General features: G+C 71.0%; 19 protein-coding genes. 10 read left to right on the top strand and 9 right to left on the bottom strand.

Annotation, left to right across the window (positions count from 1 at the left end; all coding sequences use genetic code 11):
* The first annotated feature begins 11 nt into the window (after positions 1–11).
* Positions 12–578 (top strand): cysteine hydrolase family protein, encoded by a 567-nt coding sequence (locus ABD987_RS07120; RefSeq protein WP_345388355.1) that lies wholly within the window; start codon positions 12–14, stop codon positions 576–578.
* Positions 579–606: 28 nt separating this feature from the next.
* Here the strand turns inward: ABD987_RS07120 and ABD987_RS07115 are convergent, their stop codons facing one another.
* The 5 genes from ABD987_RS07115 to ABD987_RS07095 all read right to left on the bottom strand — a co-directional run bounded on the left by ABD987_RS07115 (position 607) and on the right by ABD987_RS07095 (position 4,429).
* Positions 607–936, bottom strand: a complete 330-nt coding sequence (locus ABD987_RS07115) for a transcriptional regulator (RefSeq protein WP_345388353.1) — start codon at positions 934–936, stop codon at positions 607–609.
* Positions 923–1,447 carry a hypothetical protein gene (locus tag ABD987_RS07110; protein WP_345388351.1) on the bottom strand — a complete coding sequence of 175 codons (525 nt, stop codon included), beginning with the start codon at positions 1,445–1,447 and terminating at the stop codon, positions 923–925. Before ABD987_RS07110 ends, ABD987_RS07115 begins: the two co-directional genes overlap by 14 nt.
* Before the next feature lie 345 nt (positions 1,448–1,792).
* Complete coding sequence (locus tag ABD987_RS07105) at positions 1,793–2,575, bottom strand: phosphatase PAP2 family protein (RefSeq protein ID WP_345388349.1); 783 nt, start codon at positions 2,573–2,575, stop codon at positions 1,793–1,795.
* Positions 2,576–2,639: 64 nt separating this feature from the next.
* A complete protein-coding gene (locus ABD987_RS07100; RefSeq protein WP_378214275.1) occupies positions 2,640–3,545 on the bottom strand; it encodes a serine hydrolase in 906 nt (301 codons plus the stop codon).
* A complete protein-coding gene (locus tag ABD987_RS07095) occupies positions 3,545–4,429 on the bottom strand; it encodes a LysR family transcriptional regulator (protein WP_345388345.1) in 885 nt (294 codons plus the stop codon). Before ABD987_RS07095 ends, ABD987_RS07100 begins: the two co-directional genes overlap by 1 nt.
* Positions 4,430–4,534: 105 nt before the next feature.
* On the opposite strand from ABD987_RS07095, the gene bla reads away from it, so the two are divergent.
* From bla to ABD987_RS07055, 8 genes are all read left to right on the top strand, one after another.
* Positions 4,535–5,464 carry a class A beta-lactamase gene (gene bla, locus ABD987_RS07090; protein WP_345388343.1) on the top strand — a complete coding sequence of 310 codons (930 nt, stop codon included), beginning with the start codon at positions 4,535–4,537 and terminating at the stop codon, positions 5,462–5,464.
* Positions 5,461–5,979, top strand: coding sequence for a D-alanyl-D-alanine carboxypeptidase family protein (locus tag ABD987_RS07085; RefSeq protein ID WP_345388341.1), 519 nt, complete (start codon positions 5,461–5,463; stop codon positions 5,977–5,979). Before bla ends, ABD987_RS07085 begins: the two co-directional genes overlap by 4 nt.
* 105 nt (positions 5,980–6,084) lie before the next feature.
* Positions 6,085–7,002 carry an AurF N-oxygenase family protein gene (locus ABD987_RS07080; protein WP_345388339.1) on the top strand — a complete coding sequence of 306 codons (918 nt, stop codon included), beginning with the start codon at positions 6,085–6,087 and terminating at the stop codon, positions 7,000–7,002.
* A gap of 11 nt (positions 7,003–7,013) precedes the next feature.
* Positions 7,014–8,507, top strand: coding sequence for an FAD-dependent oxidoreductase (locus ABD987_RS07075; protein ID WP_345388337.1), 1,494 nt, complete (start codon positions 7,014–7,016; stop codon positions 8,505–8,507).
* Between the two features lie 383 nt (positions 8,508–8,890).
* On the top strand, positions 8,891–9,742 hold the full coding sequence (locus ABD987_RS07070; protein WP_345388335.1) for an LLM class F420-dependent oxidoreductase: 852 nt from the start codon (positions 8,891–8,893) through the stop codon (positions 9,740–9,742).
* An 83-nt stretch (positions 9,743–9,825) separates the two neighbouring features.
* Entirely contained in the window at positions 9,826–10,164 is a 339-nt protein-coding gene (locus ABD987_RS07065) for a hypothetical protein (RefSeq protein WP_345388333.1), read from the top strand.
* Between the two features lie 60 nt (positions 10,165–10,224).
* Positions 10,225–10,914, top strand: a complete 690-nt coding sequence (locus ABD987_RS07060; protein WP_345388331.1) for a Crp/Fnr family transcriptional regulator — start codon at positions 10,225–10,227, stop codon at positions 10,912–10,914.
* A 127-nt stretch (positions 10,915–11,041) separates the two neighbouring features.
* The gene (locus tag ABD987_RS07055) at positions 11,042–11,794 is read left to right on the top strand and encodes a nucleotidyl cyclase domain-containing protein (protein ID WP_345388329.1); all 753 of its coding nucleotides are present in this window, start codon (positions 11,042–11,044) and stop codon (positions 11,792–11,794) included.
* Between the two features lie 106 nt (positions 11,795–11,900).
* Here the strand turns inward: ABD987_RS07055 and ABD987_RS07050 are convergent, their stop codons facing one another.
* Genes ABD987_RS07050 through ABD987_RS07040 form a run of 3 tightly spaced genes read right to left on the bottom strand, consistent with a single transcriptional unit; the run spans position 11,901 to position 14,668 of the window.
* Positions 11,901–12,794: an ABC transporter substrate-binding protein gene (locus ABD987_RS07050; RefSeq protein WP_345388327.1), complete on the bottom strand. Its 894-nt coding sequence runs from the start codon at positions 12,792–12,794 to the stop codon at positions 11,901–11,903.
* On the bottom strand, positions 12,791–13,438 hold the full coding sequence (locus tag ABD987_RS07045; RefSeq protein WP_345389846.1) for a response regulator transcription factor: 648 nt from the start codon (positions 13,436–13,438) through the stop codon (positions 12,791–12,793). The genes ABD987_RS07050 and ABD987_RS07045 overlap by 4 nt, the downstream gene beginning before the upstream one ends.
* Positions 13,439–13,468: 30 nt before the next feature.
* Positions 13,469–14,668, bottom strand: a complete 1,200-nt coding sequence (locus ABD987_RS07040; RefSeq protein WP_345388325.1) for a sensor histidine kinase — start codon at positions 14,666–14,668, stop codon at positions 13,469–13,471.
* 169 nt (positions 14,669–14,837) lie between these two features.
* Here ABD987_RS07040 and ABD987_RS07035 point away from each other — a divergent pair, with 169 nt between their 5' ends.
* On the top strand, positions 14,838–15,443 hold the full coding sequence (locus ABD987_RS07035; protein ID WP_345388323.1) for a DUF4190 domain-containing protein: 606 nt from the start codon (positions 14,838–14,840) through the stop codon (positions 15,441–15,443).
* A gap of 49 nt (positions 15,444–15,492) precedes the next feature.
* Here ABD987_RS07035 and ABD987_RS07030 read toward each other — a convergent pair whose 3' ends face one another.
* Complete coding sequence (locus ABD987_RS07030; protein ID WP_345388321.1) at positions 15,493–16,371, bottom strand: HEAT repeat domain-containing protein; 879 nt, start codon at positions 16,369–16,371, stop codon at positions 15,493–15,495.
* Positions 16,372–19,298: the final 2,927 nt, after the last annotated feature.

Raw genomic sequence — 19,298 nt, 5'->3', positions numbered from 1 at the left:
GGGAGGCAGCAATGACCACACTCGCGGATCGGCCGAACACGGCCCTGCTCGTCATCGACGTACAGAACGGCGTCATGAAGGGGGCCCACGACCGGGACGCGGTCGTGGCCAACATCGGTGTCCTCGTCGGCAAGGCGCGGGCCGCCGGGGTCGAGGTCGTCTGGATCCAGCACAGCAGCGAGGAGCTGGCCGAGGGCAGCGAGGGCTGGCAGTACGTGCCCGAGCTCGTCCGGCGCGAGCCCGAACCGCTGGTGCACAAGAGATACGGCGATTCCTTCGAGGACACCGACCTGGAGCCGGTACTCGCCGCACGCGGTGTCGGCGGGCTCATCGTGGCGGGCGCGCAGACCGACGCGTGCGTCCGCTCGACCCTGCACGGCGCGCTCGCCCGCGGCTATGACGCCACCCTGGTCAGCGACGCCCACACCACGGAGGACCTCACCGCCTACGGCGCGCCGGCGCCGGACAAGGTCATCGCGCACACGAACCTGTACTGGCAGTACCAGGAGGCACCCGGCCGGACGGCGGGCACGGTCACCACCGCGGACCTCGACTTCGCCGAGAGGTCCCGCGGCTGAGCGGAAGGCGCACCGCGCGGTACCGGTGTCAGCCCGGTTCTTCCGCGTGGTGCGCGCTTCCCACCTCTTCCGACCGCGCCACGATCCCGTGCAGGGCCGCGATATGGGCCCGCAACGCCTCGTGCCCCGGCGTGCCCAGGCTCAGCCAGGTACGCGGGCGCTTGCCGACGTAGCCCTTCTTGACCTCGACGTAGTCCGCCTTGGCCAGGTTCGTGATCTGCTTGGACAGGGCCGAATCCGACAGGCCGACCTCGTCGCGCACCCAGCCGAACTCGGCCCACTTCGTCGCGGCCAGCAGGGCCACGATGGACAGCCGGGTCGGGTCCAGCAGCAGCGGGTCCAGCTCAGAAGCGGCCATCGACGGGCCCTCCCCGGCGAGAGCCGCCCCTGGCCAGCGCGGCGAACGCGTCGTTCAGCCTGCGCCCGAAGAAGATCAGCGCGAGGCCCAGCACCGCGCCCATGCCGGTCCGCAGATAGGGAACGGGCACGTTCAGCTGCAGCATGGCGACCGCGATCGACAGCGCGCACCCCACGGCGAGCACCGCCAGCCCGATGAGCGCGGTCCTCGGCGGGATCGCGCGGCGGTCCAGCCGCGCGCCGTGTCCCAGCAACGCCCCGCCACGCCGGGTGCGCTTGGCCACCACGTAACCGACGACCAGCACGGCCAGCACCAGATTGCTCCACGGCACCGCCGCCGGGAAGAAGTCGGCGATCGCCAGGTACGCAAAGAACACCACCCCGAACACGACGTCGACCCAGCGCGCCCCGTGCTGGGCGGCGCCGACCGCCTGGTCCCTCCGCTGCTCGATCCCCCGTAACGCGCGTGCCGCCTCTTCGGCGGACGGCTTTTCGGTCGCCTTTTCGGTCATCACTACCTCCCCTGCTTTCCTACTCAGAAGCTCTTTCCCAAGGGGAAAGTATCTGGTCACTTTCCTTCCAGTCAAGTACTTGCCCCAAGAGGCAGAGAAGGTGCGCCGAAGTGCCGCTAACGCAAGACCGGGCGGTTGGGCGGCCGTGCTGAAGGACGCCTTCGGTGCGCTCAGTGCACTGAAGGCGTCCTTCAGCGCGGCCAACGCACTGAAAGCGTCCTTCAGCACCCACCTTGCCCCGGGAAAGCCACCAGCATCGTTCAACGCCGCCAACGGAGCGTTCGCGACATCGATGACACAACCGCCGGGCCGTCGACGCCCCCGCACCGTTCCGACTGCCTGGCCTTAACGGCGCGCGACGGAAAGCACGACGAGGTAGGCGACCACGGTCAGTGTGCTACCCATCGTCGCGAGGGCGCTCACGGCCGGGAACAGCGGCTGGCCCGCCGCCCGCACCCCCGTCCACACCGCGTAGCCGAGCAGCGGCACGATCCCCAGCAGACCGCCGAGCCATCGCTCGCGCGACGCGGGCGCCGGGTCCTCGCTCCGCCGGGCGAGTACCGCCGCCCCCAGGCAGGCCACGCCGAGCGCGAGCAGGTTCCCGCCCACCGTGTCGCTGAGCCGATGCCAGCTGAGCGTCATCGTCATCTCCGCGACGCCGAGCACCGGCACCGCACCGAGGAGCGCGGTCACCCCGCGCCACGCGCGGGGCACGACGAGGAGCAGGGCGAGCAGCGCCGCGGTCGCCATGGCGACGTGACCACTCGGGAAGCTGTTGTCCGGGTTGGCCGGATCGTCGACCAGCGTGGGCCGGACGAGCACCCAGCGCGCCAGGACCCGGTCCAGCGCGGCGGTCACCAGGATGACCGCCGCGCCGGTGGCCGCGAGCGCCGGGCGGCGGCGCAGCAGGCCGGCGAGCACGACGAGCAGCAGCACGGCGCCCACGGAGTACTCGTCGACGTGGTCCAGCCAGAACGTGGCCCGCGCGACGGACGGGGTGGCCACCGGGGCCCGCTGGAGCACCGCGAACTCGAACGCCTGCCCCCGGCGGGTCCAGACGAATCCGAAGTAGACGGCCGCGAACCCCAGCACGCAGCCGATCGCGGCGAGGACGGGAAGACGGGACACTCCGGCGGTTCCGACCGGCGCCGACTGTCCTTTATGGATAGACACGGGGAAGGACACCGCCGGGTCAGACCGCGCCGCCGCGCAGGTGATCGCGCAGGGTGCGGGCGACACGGGCCATCAGCACCTCGGCCTCGGGCTGGACGGCGGCGGGCACCCGGGACTCGGTGAGCGCGGCGACGGCGAAGACCTGGCCGTCGGCGTGCTCGACGACGCCGACCTCGTGCCGCAGGTTCAGCAGGGTCCCGGTCTTGGACGACCACCGCGTGGCGTCGGAGGCGAAGTCCGGGCTCAGTCGCTGCCGCAACAGGTTGAGGCCCATCAGCTCGCGCACGCGCCCGGCGATCCCAGGGTCGATCTTGGACGGCGTCCACAGCGCCTGCGCCAGCTCGACGAACGACCGGGCCGAACCGGCGTTCGCGCGGGTGACGTCGAGCTGGGCGATCCGGTGCCCCTGCCCGGCGGTCACGGCGCCGATCGCCAGCGAGTGCGCCAGGTGGACGTCGGCCGGGTCGAAGCGTTCGGCCGGGGTGTCGAGCAGGTCGCCGACCAGATGCCGCACGAAGATGCCCGGCAGCCCCCACTCCCCCAGCATCCGGGTGACCTCGCCGGGCGGGGTCAGCTCGAACAGCGCGTCGGCCGCGGTGCCGTCGCTGATCGCCATCGACAGGTAGAGCAGATCGTCGATCGCGACGCGGGCGGGATGCCGGAACCGGGTCAGCCCGGTCGGCCCCGGCGTGGTGTTCCGGCCCGGCGCGACCTCCAGCGGCGTGGCGCCGTCCAGCTCCCCGAGGCGGATCCGCTCCAGCGTCGCCATCGCGAGCGGGACCTTGACCAGCGACGCGATCGGGAACTGGAGATCCGGGTCGATCCCGAGCTCGGTCCCGGTCAGCAGGTCGCGGACCAGGAAAGACCCGCGCAGCCCGCCGTCGTCCAGCTCGGCCCGCAACCGCCGGACCAGCCCCTCCGCGATCACCCGTTCCCCTCGCTCTCGCTCGCGCCGAGGCAGCGCGCGACCCCCTCCCGTAACCGCAGGCGCAGGTGGTCGGCGTCCGCACCGAAACCCGCCGTGACGTCGAAGCCGCGCGCGAGCCGGATCTCCCCGATCGGCCGCCACTGTAGCCCGAGCTCGCGGGCCTGCTCCGCCGAGCACAACAGCAGGTCCGCCGAGCCGTACACGCTCGCCGCCGCCGAGGTCAGCGAGTCCGCGACGGCGACCTGGGCCGGCGGCAGCCCCACCGCGTCGCGCACCCGCAGCACCCGGTCGCGGACGTGCGGGACGTCGTCCTCCGGCTGGATCCAGACCCGGCGCCGAGGCGCCCCGGACCGCCCGGCGCGCAGCGTCTCCAGGTGGATCGTGGCGCTCTCCGGCCGTTCCACGCTGGCCAGTCCCAGCGGGACGACCCAGACGGCGTCCTCGGCCGGGACCGCGGTGATCGCGGCCCGCGCCTCGTGGGTGCGGACGAGTTCGGCGCGTTCGCCGGGCGGCGCGGCGCGGAACTCGAGGAAGATCTCCAGCGCGCGGGCCTGGGCACCGAGTTCGGCGAGGTCGCGGGTCGGGCAGATCTCCGGCACGGCCACCAGCAGCGGCCGGAGCTTGGCCAGCTTCGCGTCGTGTTCCATCGCGTCGGCCAGGTGGACGAGGCGCTTGGCCGAGGGCAGCATCGCCCGGCCGAACGGGGTGAGCCGGGCCCGGCGAGTGGAGCGGTCGAACAGCCGCTCGCCGAGGCGGCGTTCGAGCGCGGCGATGCGGCGGCTCGCCACCGGCTGGGGGATGCCCGCGACCGCGGCGCCCGCGGTGAAACTCCCCGTTTCGCTCACACTCACGAACGCCTTGCAGCTGCCGACCAGGTCCACCACCTCACTGTATGCGTTTTTGGCATCAAACTGCTCATTTCTGTCTTGGACAGCATGAGCCGAGGTGGTGAAACTGCGGACATCCGCTGACGAACAGGAGTTCTCGTGTCCCTTCCCCGTCTCCGACGGAGCGCGCAGGCAGCACTGGCCGCGCTCGTCTTCGTCCCGCTCGCCGCCTGCGCCACCCCCGAGGCCGCGCCCGCGCACACCCCGGCGCCCTCGGCCCAGCAGGCGGCCACGGCGCAGCAGAACACGGACTTCGCGCAGCTCGAACGCACCTTCGACGCGCGGCTCGGCGTGTACGCGGTGGACACCGGCACGGGCCGGGAAGTCGGGTACCACGCCGAAGACCGCTTCGCGTACGCCTCCACGCACAAGGTGTTCAGCGCGGGCGCCCTCCTGCAGAAGACCCCGGTCGAGGGCCTGGACCGGCGGGTGAGCTACGGCCAGGGCGATCTGGTGCCCAACTCGCCGATCACCAAGAAGAACCTCGGCACCGCCCCGACGGCGACGATCACCCTGCGCGCGGCCATGGACGCGTCCCTGCGCTACAGCGACAACACCGCGGACAACCTGGTGTTCCGCGAGATCGGCGGCCCGGCGGGGATGGCCGCGGCGCTGCGCGGCGTCGGCGACACGGTCAGCCACCCGGACCGGATCGAACCAGACCTCAACGAGGCCACCCCCGGCGACATCCGGGACACCACCACCCCGCGCGCCTTCGCGAACAGCCTGCGCGCGTTCGCACTCGGCGACGCGCTGCCCGCCGACCGGCGCGCGGTCCTCACCGACACGATGCGCGCCAACACCACCGGCGACGCGCTCATCCGGGCGGGCGTGCCCGCGGGCTGGCAGGTCGCCGACAAGACCGGTGGCGCGAACTACGGGACCCGCAACGACATCGCGGTGATCTGGCCGCCGCAGCGCGCGCCGATCGTGCTCGTGGTCCTGTCCGACAAGAAGGCGAAGGACGCCAAGTACGACGACAAGCTCATCGCGCAGGCCACCACCGCCGCGCTCGGCGCCCTCCGGTGAGTCGCCGGCGTCGCGATCCCGCGTACCACCTGGCCACCCGCGCCCTCGCCGTCGTACTGCTGCCGCCGGCCTGGCTGGCCGCGCCCCGGCGGGCCCGGCACGTCGCCTGCCAGTGGGCGCTCGCGGCCCGGTTCCCCGCCGAGGACCTCACCGGGCTGACCCCGGCGACGCGGGCCGCGTTCACCTCGGCGCGGACGCGGGCGCTGTGGCGCGACGGGGTGCCGATCGGGCTGACCTCGGGGTATCGCGACGCCGGTACACAGGAACGCCTGTTCGCCGCGGAGATCCGCCGCGGCGGGACCAGGGCGCTGCCGCCCGCCGAATCCCGGCACGTCCGGGGAACCGCGCTGGACGTGCGTCCCACCGAGGGGGCGCGCTGGCTGGAGCGGCACGGCGGGCGGCACCACCTCTACCGCGTCTACGACAACGAATGGTGGCACTTCGAGTACCGGCCGGAGGGCCGGCCACCCCGCCTGCCCCATCCCGGCGCCGCACCCGCCGACACAAAGATGTGACGTGCGTCACTCTCGCGTTAGGCCACTCGCGAATTATGTGTAACTTCGAGTAACGTTACTTCAGGTAACACCTAGTACGTCACTTCGTTCAGGGAGTGTTCCCCCATGACCAGCAGCATCGCACGGGACCAGGCAGCGCCGCAGGACCCCAGCCGCGAGGAAGTCGCGCGCCGCCTGCTGGACTCGTCGGAAACCCTCTCCTACGACCCGGCCAAGGAAGTCGACTGGGAGACCCCGCTCGACACCGCCGACCACGGCGCGAGCCCGGAGTGGAGCACGCTGTACCGCACGTCCTACTGGGACGAGATGACGCCGGAGCAGCAGCGCGAGCTGACCCGCCAGGAGGCGGCGTCGGTGGCGAGCACCGGCATCTGGTTCGAGATGATCCTGCAGCAGATGGTGCTGCGCGACTTCTACGCCAAGGACCCGACCGACCCCGCCTTCCAGTGGGCGCTGACCGAGATCGCCGACGAGTGCCGGCACTCGATCATGTTCGCGCGCGGTGCCGCGAAGCTGCGCGCCCCCGCATACCGCCCGACCCGCGTGGTGGTCGAACTCGGCCGCGCGTTCAAGACCATCGCGTTCGGTGAGGCCGCCTACGCGGCGATCCTGGTCGCCGAAGAGGTCCTCGACGTCATGCAGCGCGACTGGATGCGGGATCAGCGGGTCGCGCCCTTCGTCCGCACCATCAACAACATCCACGTCGTCGAAGAGTCGCGGCACATGAAGTTCGCCCGTGAGGAGACGAAGGCCCGGCTGGCCGGCGCGGGCAGGCTGCGCCGCCAGATCAACGGCCTGGTGGTCGCGATCGCCTCGTACTTCATCGTCACCAGCATGGTGAACAAGAAGGTGTACGCGAACGCCGGGCTCGACAGCAAGCGCGCGCTCCGCGAGGCGAAGGCGAACGAGCACCACAAGTCGCTGATGCGTTCCAGCTGCGCGGGACTCATGGAGTTCCTCAACTCCGCCGGGCTGCTGACCAGGGCGTCGACCTGGTTCTACAAGCGCGCCAACCTGATCTGAGACCCGAGCCGATGGCCTTCGCGATCACCCAGACCTGCTGCAACGACGCGACCTGCGTGTCGGTCTGCCCGGTCAACTGCATCCATCCGACTCCGGACGAGCCGGACTTCGGGACCACCGAAATGCTTTACGTGGACCCGAAAACCTGCATCGACTGCGGGGCGTGCGCGGACGCGTGCCCGGTCGACGCGATCTTCCCGATCGACAGCCTGACCGAGTCGCTCAAGCCCTACGCCGGGATCAACGCCGCCTTCTACGCCGACCGCGCCCCGGCCGCGGGCTCCCCCGCGCCGAACTTCCACGCCTGGGGCCCGCCGGTGTTCGACCGCGACATCCCCAGCGACTTCGCGCCGCTGGACGTCGCGGTGGTGGGCACCGGCCCGGCGGGCATGTACGCGGTGGAGGACCTGCTTCTGCACACCAACGCCCGGGTCACCCTGATCGACCGGCTGCCGGTCGCGGGCGGTCTGGTGCGGTACGGCGTCGCGCCCGATCACCCGTCGACGAAGAAGATCGGCGAGACGTTCGCTCGCTTCCACCACCACCCCCGGCTGCGGATGCGGCTGGGCGTGCGGGTCGGGCAGGACGTCACGGTCGACGAACTGGCCGCGCGGCACGACGCGGTGATCTACGCGGTGGGCGCCTCCGCCGCGCGCGGGCTCGGCCTGCCCGGCGAGGACCTGCCCGGCAGCCTGGCCGCCACCACCGTGGTCGCCTGGTACAACGGTCACCCGGACGTGCCAGCCGACGCGGTCGACCTCTCGGCGGAACGCGTCGTACTGGTCGGCACCGGCAACGTCGCGCTCGACGTGGCCCGGATCCTGACCGCCGACCCGGACACCCTGGACGGCACCACCATCGCCCCGGAGGCACTGGCGCGGCTGCGGTCGAGCAAGGTCCGCGAGGTGGTGCTGCTCGCCAGGCGCGGCCCCGAGGACGCGGCGTACACCGGCCCGGAACTGCTCGCGCTGGCCCAGCGCGAAGACGCCGGTCTCGTGGTGGACACGCACGATCCCCGGATCGCCGAGACCATCGACGCGGCGGCCGACGGCAGCAAAGCGGCCCTGCTCCGCGACGTCGCGCGGGAGACCGTCGACTGGCCGGTGCCGCCCCGGCACGACCGGCCGCGCATCGTGCTCCGCTTCCACTCCGCACCGCTCGAGTTCCTCGGCGACGCCCAGGTGCGCGGGCTCCGCGTCACCGGTGACGTGTCGATTCCGGCGGGCCAGGTGATCCGCGCCGTCGGCTACCGGGGCACGCCGGTCCCTGGCCTGCCCTTCGACGAGGAGACCGGCACCATCCCGCATCTCGGCGGGCGCGTGACGGGGCGGCCGGGCACCTATGTGGTCGGCTGGATCAAGCGCGGTCCCAGCGGCGGCATCGGCGCCAACCGGGCGTGTGCGCACGAGACGGTCGGTTCGCTGATCGACGACGCCGTGGCGGGCACGATCACCGCGACGCCGCGCCGGTCCGGTGTACTCGGCAGGCTCACCGCCCGCCGCTGAGCCTTTCGCGTTCCCGGGGCCCGGTCTCCGCGTCGCCCGGTGCTGAAGGACGCCTTCAGTGCGTTCAGCGCACTGAAGGACGCCTTTGGTGCGTTAGATGCGCTGAAGGCGTCCTTCAGCGCTCCCGACCCAGCGTGGCCCATGCGCCCCAATGTGGCGTTCGGTGCGTCCAACGCACCCAATGCCACATTCGCTGCGTGGAATGGGGGCTGGACGCGGAGCGTCTCCGTTGAGGGTGGTGGTGGGGGCAAGGAGTGGAGCACCCAATGCCACATTGGGGCGCTCGGCCACCCCGATCCCGACCCCGGGCCAAACCGTCCATAGTGGACATGAGCAGCGGCGACCGTTGCGAATTGAAACACGTTCTACTATCGTCGGGCTTCGTGAGATACGGGATCGTGCTGTTCACCAGCGACCGAGGCATCACCCCGGCGGCCGCGGCGCGTGCCGCCGAGGAAGCGGGTTTCGACTCCTTTTCGGTGCCGGAGCACACGCACATCCCGGTCAAACGCGAGTCGCCACACCCGCGCACCGGCGACGCGACCCTGCCCGACGACCGGTACCTGCGCACGCTCGACCCGTGGGTGGCGCTGGCCACCGCGGCGTCGGTGACCACGCGGATCCGACTGTCCACCGCGGTCGCCCTCCCGGTGGAGAGCGACCCGATCACGCTGGCCAAGACCGTCGCGAGCCTGGATCACCTCTCCGGCGGCCGGGTCACCCTCGGCGCCGGGTTCGGCTGGAACGTCGACGAGCTGACCGACCACGGCGTCCCCGGCAACCGGCGCCGCACCGCGCTGCGCGAGTACCTGGAGGCCATGCGCGCACTGTGGACGGACGAGACAGCCGAGTACAACGGGGATTTCGTCTCGTTCGGCCCCAGCTGGGCCTGGCCGAAGCCGGTGCAGCCTGCCATCCCGGTACTGCTCGGCGCGGGCGGCACCGAGAAGAACTTCCGCTGGATCGCGCGGTCCGCGGACGGCTGGCTGACCACACCGTCCGATGTGGACATCGAGGGCCCGGTCGCGCTGTTGCGGGAGATCTGGCGCGACGAGGGCCGCGCGGGCGAGCCGGAGGTCGCGGTGCTCGCCGGGAAGCCCGACCGGGAACAGCTGGCGCACTTCGCCTCCATCGGCGTCACCGAGGCCATCTTCGGCCTGCCGGACCGCTCCGCTGACGAGGTCACCGCGTGGATCGGCAGGCTCGCCGGAAAACTGGACCTCCCGGTCCGGTGAGCCATTCACCAAGAACACGGACAACGCCCGGAATTGTTCGGTAGTGAACGGATCGGACGGCCCGCCTGTGGTCGACTGGTGACATGGCGATGGTCGCGCGGCGGGTGGTGGATGATGTCGAGTACGCCATGGTGCTCGTGGAACACCTTTTCGATCTCGATGAAGCCGTCCTGTCGGTGATGGGTGCCAAGAGCACGGTCCGGCCGAGGCCGGGCACCCGCGTCGTCCCGCTGAAGACCTCCGAGGTCCGCGCGGCTTTGCAGTACACGGCCCAGCAGGGCGGGCGGCATCACGAAGTCGTGGCACGCTTCCACGCGGAGGAGCCGGGTGGCCCACTGCACCTGCTGGCGGACTGGATCCGCGCGGAGCTCATCCGGCTCGGCATCTTCACGGCGAGCAAGCCGGTCACCTCGCCCCGGTGACCGCCGAACGCTACGGTCCCCTTCGGCACACCATGTCGGCCAGCGCGGGAGGGCGCCTGGATGAACGGGACAACCGACGAACGGCGGCTGCCGTTCCTGGACCGGGTGGACGAGCGCGCGCGGGAACGGCTACTCCAGATGGGTACTCATCAGGAGTACGCCCCCAAGCAGCCGCTGATGCGCACCGGCGAACCCGGCGAGTTCGTGATGTTGCTGCGGCACGGCTTCGTCAAGGTCACCAGCGTCGATCAGGAGGGCACCGCGATCATCCTCGACGTCGGGGTGCCGGGCGATCTGCACGGGGAGATCGCCGTCGTGGCGGGCGGGACGCGGATGGCCGACGTGGTGGCGATCGACCGCGTGCAGGCGCGGCGGATCGGGGCCGGCGAGTTCGAGCGTTTCCTCTCCGAGCACCCGTCGGCGATGAAGGAACTCCTGGTCAGCGTGTCCCGGCGGTTCGTGGTGGCACAGCAGCAGCGCACCCAGTCGTGGAAGCCGCAGGCGATCACCAGGGTGGCGCGCAGGCTGGACTACCTGATCGACGCCTGCGGGATCGAAACCGAGCAGGGATGGCGGATCGGGATACCGCTGAGCCAGGACGAGCTGGCGCAGTTCATCCCGATGGGCCGTACCATGGTCGCGAAGGCGCTGAACACCCTGCGCGACGAGGGCATCGTCGCCAGCGCCCGCAGATCTTTCACCGTCACCGACCGCAGCAAACTCCGCGAGCGCGCGGACACTGAAGTGTGACGCAGATCACTTAATCGTGGCACCAGTGCTGCCACTTCTGTTCGGCAGTGAACAGAACTGTCGCTGAACAGTCGTGACACTTCCCCTTGTCGCGCAACATACATCCGAGGGAGGGGGAGGGGTCGCGATGTTCGCACTGACCTCCAGCCGGTTCAACGCCCAGTCACACGCGGTGCTCGCGGTCGACATCGTGGGCTCGTCACAGGCGAGTGACGATCTGCTCGATCCGATGAAGTCCGAAATGGAAACGCTGGTCTCGCACGCGCTCAGCACGGTCGGCCTGTGCTGGGACAACGCCCGGCACTTCCGGGAAACCGGGGACGGCGTGATGCTCGCCTACCCCGAGCAGGCGCTCGGGCGGCTCGTCGAGCTGGTGTTCCACCTGGATCACCTGCTGCGGTCCCGCAACCGCTACGCCCGCACGCCGATGCGCGCGCGGGTCGCGGTGCACACCGGGCCGATGGCCGAGAACCACCGCTACCACCGCACCTACATCACGCTGACCAGGCTGCTCACCGCGACCGCGTTCTGCGACGCGGTCGCCTACTGGTGCCGCACCGACCCGACCGGTGACAAGTTCGGCGCCGGTCTCGTTCTCTCACACGCGGTCTGGCGCAACGTCGTCGAGCCCTTCGGCGTCGCGCTCGTCCCGCCCGCCCGCTGCGCGCGGATCAGCGTCAGCACCGCGGACTTCGCCGACAGCGCCTGGATCCACCTGCCCGGTCTCGACGCCGAGACCGCGCTCGACCGGAGCGCCACCGGTACCGTTCGTGCCGCGCTCGTCCCGGTCGCCGCCAGCGCGGCGGACTCGCCGCGCCCGGAGAACGTCTTGCGCACCAACGGATCCATTCCCTTCGGCAAGGGCGAGCGCGGAGCCTGAGCCCCGTTCCCAGTAGTAGCAGGACCACCCTCCCCGGTCCCCCACCTGCCTTTTCCGATCCAGCCTGGAGGCCATGGACGCGAGATCGCTTCTCGGTCACGCCGGATCAGACCGGCGGGTTGATCTCCGACCTGGTCAGCGCGCCGGAGGCCGCCAGACCCCACTTGTCGATGATCCGCCGGTAGGCCCCGCTGTCGATCAGTTTCTGCACGGCACCCTGGATCGCGCGGCCGAAGTCGCCGCTGTTCTTCGCCAGCACCATGCCGTACGGCGCGGTGTCGTACGGTTCGCCGACGCGCTCCAGCTGCCCGGTCTGCTTGACCACGTAGTCGATGGTCGGCGAGTCGGCGAGCTCGGCCTGGACCCGTTTCGAGGCCAGCGCCAGGTTCACGTCGGTCTGCGCCTGGAGCTGGGTGATCGTGACGGCGGGCCGTCCCCCGGCGACGCAGGCGTCGCTGCGGCGCTCCAGGTCCTCCACCTCGGCGGTGCCCTTCTGCGTCGCGACGTTCCTGCCGCACAACGTGTCCAGCGTGATCCCGTCCGGATTGCCCTTGGGCACCGCCAGCGCCTTGCCCGCCCGGTAGTAGGTGACCATGTCGACGGCCTTGAGCCGCTCCGCCTTGACGTTGAAGGAGGACATGCCGATCTCGTACTTCCCGGCCGCGACGCCGGGGATGATGCCGTCGAAGCCGGTGTTCCGGAACTCCGTCCCCAGCCCGAGCACCTGCCCGACGGCGGTGCCCAGATCGACGTCGAACCCCGTCGGCCTGCCGTTCTCCACGAACTCCCCCGGCGGTGAACTCTGGTCCTGGCCGAACACGAGCGTGCCGTCGGCGCGGATGTTCGCCGGGACCACCGCGGCGAGCGCGTCGTCCTTCGCGACGGCGGGAAGCGCGCCCGGGGCGTCCGGCCCGGCCGGACCCCGGCCGGAGCCGCCCGCACCACACGCCGCGAGCAGACCGGCGAGCGCGCCCACCGTTACCGCCTTCGTGATTCTCATGGCGTCACCAACCCCGCTTCGTAGGCGAAAATCGTGAGCTGGACACGGTTCGCGACGTCGAGCTTGGCGAACACGCGCGTGATGTGCGTTTTCACGGTCGCCTCGCTCAGGTGCAGTTCGGCGGCGATCTCCGCGTTCGGCTTGCCCCGTGCGACGGCGGTGACGATCTCGCGTTCGCGCTCGCTCAGCGTGCGCAGCCCGGCCCGCGCCATGGCCCGGCGCGGGTTCGTGCGCGCGGCGACGAAGTGCCCGATGAGCTTTTTGGTGGTACGCGGGGAAAGCATCGCCTCGCCGTCGGCGACCACGCGCACGGCGTCGATGATCTCCTGCGGGGATCCCTCCTTGAGCAGGAACCCGCTCGCGCCAGCGGCCAGCGCGTCGAAGACGTACTCGTCGAGGTCGTAGGTGGTCAGCACGAGCACCTTGGGCGGACTGGCGAGCGCGGTGACGGCGGCGGTCGCGGTCAGCCCGTCCATCCTGGACATCCGGATGTCCATCAGCACCACGTCCGGGGCGTGCGCCGTCACCTTCGGCACGACCTCGTCGCCGTCCCCGGCCTGGCCGACCACGGTGATGTCCCCGGTACTGCCGAGGATCATGGACAAGCCGGTGCGCACCAGGGGGTCGTCGTCGACGAGCAGCACTCGCAATGGGCGCTGGGGCACCCGGACATCCTAGTGCCGATCCCACGGAAGGAACGCCCGGAGTGCGAAGTTCCCCTCCCCGGCGGGCCCGGCGCTGACCGTGCCACCCAGTAGCCCGACGCGTTCGCGCACCCCGGTCAGCCCGGTGCCCGACCCCGGCGAGGGCGGGGCGGTCGCGGTCAGCGGGTTCACCACCTCGATGGCGAGCCCGGTGCCCGGACCGCCGCGCACGGCCACGTCGGCCACCGTGCCCGGCGCGTGACGCAGCACATTGGTAAGCGCTTCCTGGAGGATCCGGTACGCCGTCGTGCCCAGCCGCTCCGGCGCGGCCGCGGCCTCGTCGAGCAGGATCGTGATGTTGACGTCCAGCCCGGACCGGCGGGTGTTGGCCACCAGTACCGGGATGTCGGCCAGCCCCGGTTGCGGGTGCCCGCCCGGCCGGGGATCACCGTCCGGCCCGGCGAATCCCCTGCCGTCGCGGAGCACGCCGATCACCTGGCGGAGGTCGTCGAGCGACTGCCGCGCCGTGGTGCGCACGGTGCGCGCCGCCTCGGTCGCGCGCGCCTCGTCGCCCCGGGTGACCTCGAGCGCGCCCGCCTGCAGCGACAACAGGGAGAGCCGGTGCCCGAGGACGTCGTGCATCTCGCGGGCGATCCGGGTCCGCTCGGCGCGCCGGGTCATCTCCGCGCGCAGTTCGCGTTCCTGGGCGTCGCGGCGCGCGAGGTCGGAGCTCATGCCGCGGCCGATGCCGATGCCGAGCGGGACGGCGGTCAGCATCGAGGCGAGCAGGAGGGTCCCGATCACCTGACCCGCGGTGGTTTCCCGGCCGATGAGCCCGCCGACGACGGTCACGTCGGGATGGCGGTGGGCGTCGTGCCAGAGAGCCAGCGCGGTGGCGGCGTAGACGGCGATCGCGGCGAGCGGCAGCAGGCGGTCACGGCGCGCGGCGGCCAGCGCGGCGAGCGCGATCAACGCGGCCAGCGACTCGAACCCGAAGACCAGTGACGGCACGAGCGCGATGCCGGTGACCAGCAGTGGCCACCGGTGCCGCCAGCACAGCATGACCGCGGCGCCGATCGAGGAGAGGAAGCCGAGAAACGACCACACCGTCGGCACGAACGTCTTGCCGGCGGGCAGGTATCCCTGGGTGCCGAAGACGAAGATGCCCGCCACCACGGACGCGGCCACCGCGACCACGGTGAGCACCACGCCGAGCACACGCCTTGCCATGTGCCGAGCCTACGCACCGGCCACGGCACCCCGGCATCGGCGGATCCGCTGCCACGCGCGGGCGAAGTGACGACTTTCGTCGTAACGCCTCTGTGCCCCGGGGACGACGCGGCGGGGCGGTGACAGCTGGTTGTCTCCCTCGCGTCATTCCCCCGGAAAGGAAATCCCCGTGACCCAGCAGACCCCCTATCCCCCGGCCACGCACCAGCAGGCCGGCGCGCCGGTCCCGCCGCGCAACGGCCTCGGCACCACCGGTTTCGTGCTCGGCCTGGTGGGCCTGGTGTTCTCCCCGATCCCGTTCGTCGGGATCGTCGCCTGGCCGCTGGTCGTGCTCGGCCTGGTCTTCGCCGCGGTCGGGCTCGCGAGGGTGGGCAAGGGCATCGCGTCCAACAAGGGACTCTCGATCGCCGGGATCATCGTGTCGGTGCTGGGCCTCGGCGTCTGCGTCACCTGGGTGTTCGTGTTCGACCAGGCGGTCAAGGAGGTCAACAAGGAGATCGCCAAGACCGCGAAGGTCGCCTACGACGTGACCGGTGACGCCAAGGACGTCGAAGTCGTCTACGGCGAGGTGCTCAACCCTCGCACGGAGACCGTCCCGGCCCTGCCGTGGCACAAGGACGTCGAGAACAAGGGTGTCTACAAAGGAGGGACGCTCACCGTCACCGTCGGCGAGGGCGGCGGCTCGGTGACGTGCAAGATCACCGTGGACGGCGCGGTGGTCTCGACCAAGACCGCCTCCGGCGAGTTCGCCACCGCCGCCTGCACCGGCACGTGAGCGGTGGATCGCCAAGCGGGCCGGGCCACCGTCGGTGGCCCGGCCCGCTTCACTTGGCCGCGTCGAGCCGTTTGAGCGCCTTCTTGGCTTCGGCCTTCACATTGGCGAGAGTGTTGGCATCCCATTCCGCCGGAGGGTGGTCGAGCAGCTCGCGAATCCGGGACACCGCCTCGGGATTTCGCAGCTTCCCCAACGCCCGGACGGACCACGCCGCCACCGTCGGATCGTCGAGCAGGCCGACCAGCACGTCGAACACCCGCTCGTCCTTGAGTCTGGGCAGGTCCGCGACGACTCCCGCCCGCGCCGCGCCGGAAGACCTGTCCTGTGCGATGGCGAGGTACTCGTCCGCCACCGACGGGTCCGCGAATCCACCGAGCACGGTGCCGATGGTGGTCCGCAGCATCTCCACGGGATCGGAGGCGGACGGCAGGTGCGGCGCCACCCACCGGGGCGGGTCGCGGAACAGCGCGAGCAGCACGGGACGGGCCTGCTTCTTGGCGAACGATTTCGACAACGCGCCGACGATTTCGCTCGCCAATGCCCAGTGCCGGATCGAAGGCAGCCACCTGACCAGAATCGGTACCGCGGCGCGATAGTCCATCTTGCGTCGCTCCAGCCGATCCGCGTCCTGGACCGGATAGCCGTCCTTGGCAAGATCGATCTCGACGCCGTCCAGGTAGTAGACGACTCGCTGGTGCAGTTCGGCGACCTCGGTGACCGGGAACCCGGCCGCCGCGAGTTCTGCCAGCAGCCCCGCGGCTTCTTCCCGGTACAGCGCGGTGCTTTCCGCCTGTTCCGGCCTTTTGCTGTGCTCTTCGTCCTGCCTGGCCCGCTGTGCCAGCACGTCCGGATGATGTCCGAGGTGTTCGACGAGTTGCCGGTGAGTGAGGTTCACCGGCAGCTCGCCGCTTTCCTCCGCTTCGCCCATGGCTCAGATAATATCCTGAATGATGATCTTTCCCTGGTTCCTGAGGTCTTCGAGCGGTTTGGACAACCTCGTTCCGCCGCCCGCACGCACGTAGAGCACGAGTTTGACACCGAGTTGGCCGGCGAGGTCCATGTAGTCCTTCAGCTGGGTGGACAGGTACTGGTAAGCGACGTTCTTCGCTTCACCGATGAACGGGTTGGCCCGGTCGTAGAAGTCGGGGAGCCGGTCGCGCCCGTTGACCCGGATGGCGGGCCCGCTGTAGTGACTGCGCCCGGTCGCCTTCGCGACGGCGGCCTCCCCCGCCTGGCCGAGCTGGCAGATCTTCGCGCCGCCCGAGGAGTTGTGGACGAGGACGGCGACGTCGGCGGCCAGGACGTAGAAGGTGTGGAGGTCGTCGACGGTGAGGTTGTGGACGCGCTGGGTGGCGGTCCAGTGGTGGGTGGCGGTGACGGTGGCCCAGTGACCGTCGGGTTCGTAGAGCCGGTCGCCGACCTTGAGGTCCTTGGCATCCCGCCACTGGTGGTCACCGACCCAGAACGGATGCCCGTCGGTGGCCTGGAGGGTGCCGGTGTGCCCGCCGCCGTCGACCGTGACGGCGACGAGGTTCTTGACGCCCTCGCCGGTGATGAGGTTGGTGACCGGCCTGGGCCCGGCACGTCCGCTGAGCGGATCCCTGGCCCGCACCTGGTCACCGATCCGCACGTCCCGGATGGCCTTGTGCGTCCCGTCTGCCATCAGCACCGGCGTGTCGGGCGTGAAACTGTTGGGAGAGCAGGGATTCCGGAGCCGGGAGAAGACGTCACGCAGCCGGGCGCCGACGCGTTCGAACAGGGTACGGGCGGCCGCGGTGACCTCCCGGAACCGGCCGAAGCCGGTGACGAGCTTGACCGCCACCGCGAACGCCTTGGGCAGTTTGAAGGCGACGGCGATGGCCTTGAGCGGGCCGATCGCGTTCAACGCGGTGAAGATGCAGCTGACGATGTCGCCCTCGGTGAAACACTTCTTCGCGTCGGTGTACCCGATGATGTCGAGAATCACCTGGCCGCCGTTTTCCACGACCCAGTCGATGACGCTCTTGTTCGCGTCGCGCTGGGCGCCGTGGTACTCGTCGACCTGCTGCTGGCCGCCGTCGAGGCGCAGGACGTCGTCGTCCCCGGCGGGCAGGACCTCGTGGTCGTCGTCGACACCGGTACCGGGCTGGCCGATACCGCCGGGGTTGTTGACCTGATCCTGGCGGCGTTGTTCGTCGGTGGCCCGGCGTTGCTGGTCTTCGGCGAGCTTCTTGTCCGCCGCCGCCTTCGCCGCCGCGGCGGCGTCGGCGGCCGCTTCCGCCGCGGACTTCCCGGCCGCGATGGCCTCGGCCCTCGCCTTTTCAGCGGAGGCGCGGGCGTCGTTGGCGTAGTCGTTGGCCTTCTGCGCGGAGATCACGGCCTGTTCGACCGACCGCGCGGCCGATTCGGCGGCCCGGTTCGCCGCCGCTGCGGCGTCCCGCGCCACCTTCGCGGACGCGGCGGCCTGGTCCGCCGAGGCCTGTGCCCGATCGGCGGATTCCTTGGCCTGCTTGGCGTAGTCCTTGGCCAGGCCGGCCTGCCGCACGGCTTCGTCGTGGTACCGGGCGGCGTCTTCGGCCGCCTGGCGCGCCTGCGCCGCGGCTTCCTGTGCCTGCGCGGCGTTGACCCGCGCCGTGGCCGCGGACTGGCTCGCGTTGGCCAGGTAGCCGTCGATCTCGGCGACGTGCACCGCGGTGTCGGCGTCCCGCTGCCGGGCCTTGGGAACCTCGACGTCGAGGATGCGACGCAACTGCGAGTCCGGGCCCTCCAGCGCGGCCTGCGCGACGGCGTTGACCTCCGGGCAGGCGGCGGCACACGCCATGACGTCGCGGAACTCGTTGCGGTTGTCCTCGGTGCGGGCCTGGTGCTGGCGGACGGTGACGAACTCGCGTAACGCCTCGACGGTGTTGGTGTCGATGGCCTTGCTCGCCTCGGTGCGCACGTTGGAACCCGGTTTCGCGGCGAGCATGATTTCGCGGACCTGGCCGAGCAGGTCGTCGAACTCGCCGGTGTAGGCACGCGTACGCAGGAACTCCTTGATCTGACCGGTATCGCCGGCCAGCGCGGTGATCGCGGCCTGCCGCTGGGCGATCTTCGGCGTGGTGTCGGCGATCGCCGAGACGCTGGCCCGGTCGTCGCGTTCGACGGCGGCGAGCTGGTCGGTCGTGACGTAGATCCGGACGTCCGTCTCGCCGCCGATCAACGCGGCTTCGGCCGCCGCCTTGGCCCAGGGGCCGCCGGTCCTGGCCAGCCGCATGGCGGCCTTGCGGCCGTTCGCGACGACCTTTTCCTTCGGAGTGGCGGGATCGCGGGCCTCGGTCAGCAACCGCTGGACCTCGGCGTCGAGTTTCGCCGCCTGTCCCGCTTCCCATTCGGCCTTGGCCTGTTTGTCGGCTTCGACCTGTTTCGCGTCCTGCGCCGCGGCGATGGCTGCCGCCTGCTGCTCGGCGAGCCGTTCGGTGTCGGCCTTGCGCGAGGTTTCGGCGATCCGGGTCGCCGCGTCGACGGCGTCCTGGGCCTGTTTGGCCGACTCGGTCGCGGCGTCGGCGGCTTCCTGGGACAGTCGCGCCGCCTGGTCCGCTTCCCAGGCGGCCTGCGCCGCGTCGTCGGCCGCCTGCGCGGCGGCACGCGCGTGCGCCGCGGCGGAGTCGGCCGCGTCCCGCGCCTCGCGGGCCGCCTGCGCGGCGGCGGCGGCGATGCCCTGTGCGGCGGCGGAAGCGCGGTTGGCTTCGGCGGCGGCCTGCCGAGCCCGGTCCGCGGCCCGGCGGGCCTCGGCGACGTCGGCACAAGTCGGAGGCCAAGCGGTCTTAGGAAGACAAATCAGGATTCCAACTCCTTGGCTCACAGAACGACATGGCTACGATCCGACTTCTTCGG

It is taken from the genome of Amycolatopsis samaneae (genome assembly GCF_039541975.1).
Taxonomy (GTDB): Bacteria; Actinomycetota; Actinomycetes; order Mycobacteriales; family Pseudonocardiaceae; genus Amycolatopsis; species Amycolatopsis samaneae.
Note: the sequence above shows the minus strand (reverse complement) of the source record. Positions and strands in the feature narration are given on the sequence as shown.

Excerpts from the sequence above, each read along its gene's own strand:
- ABD987_RS07120 (WP_345388355.1), top strand. The coding sequence starts at position 12 with ATGACCACACTCGCGGATCGGCCGAACACGGCCCTGCTCGTCATCGAC.
- ABD987_RS07115 (WP_345388353.1), bottom strand. The coding sequence starts at position 936 with ATGGCCGCTTCTGAGCTGGACCCGCTGCTGCTGGACCCGACCCGGCTG.
- ABD987_RS07110 (WP_345388351.1), bottom strand. The coding sequence starts at position 1,447 with ATGACCGAAAAGGCGACCGAAAAGCCGTCCGCCGAAGAGGCGGCACGC.
- ABD987_RS07080 (WP_345388339.1), top strand. The coding sequence starts at position 6,085 with ATGACCAGCAGCATCGCACGGGACCAGGCAGCGCCGCAGGACCCCAGC.
- ABD987_RS07075 (WP_345388337.1), top strand. The coding sequence starts at position 7,014 with ATGGCCTTCGCGATCACCCAGACCTGCTGCAACGACGCGACCTGCGTG.
- ABD987_RS07065 (WP_345388333.1), top strand. The coding sequence starts at position 9,826 with ATGGCGATGGTCGCGCGGCGGGTGGTGGATGATGTCGAGTACGCCATG.
- ABD987_RS07060 (WP_345388331.1), top strand. The coding sequence starts at position 10,225 with ATGAACGGGACAACCGACGAACGGCGGCTGCCGTTCCTGGACCGGGTG.
- ABD987_RS07055 (WP_345388329.1), top strand. The coding sequence starts at position 11,042 with ATGTTCGCACTGACCTCCAGCCGGTTCAACGCCCAGTCACACGCGGTG.
- ABD987_RS07050 (WP_345388327.1), bottom strand. The coding sequence starts at position 12,794 with ATGAGAATCACGAAGGCGGTAACGGTGGGCGCGCTCGCCGGTCTGCTC.
- ABD987_RS07040 (WP_345388325.1), bottom strand. The coding sequence starts at position 14,668 with ATGGCAAGGCGTGTGCTCGGCGTGGTGCTCACCGTGGTCGCGGTGGCC.
- ABD987_RS07030 (WP_345388321.1), bottom strand. The coding sequence starts at position 16,371 with ATGGGCGAAGCGGAGGAAAGCGGCGAGCTGCCGGTGAACCTCACTCAC.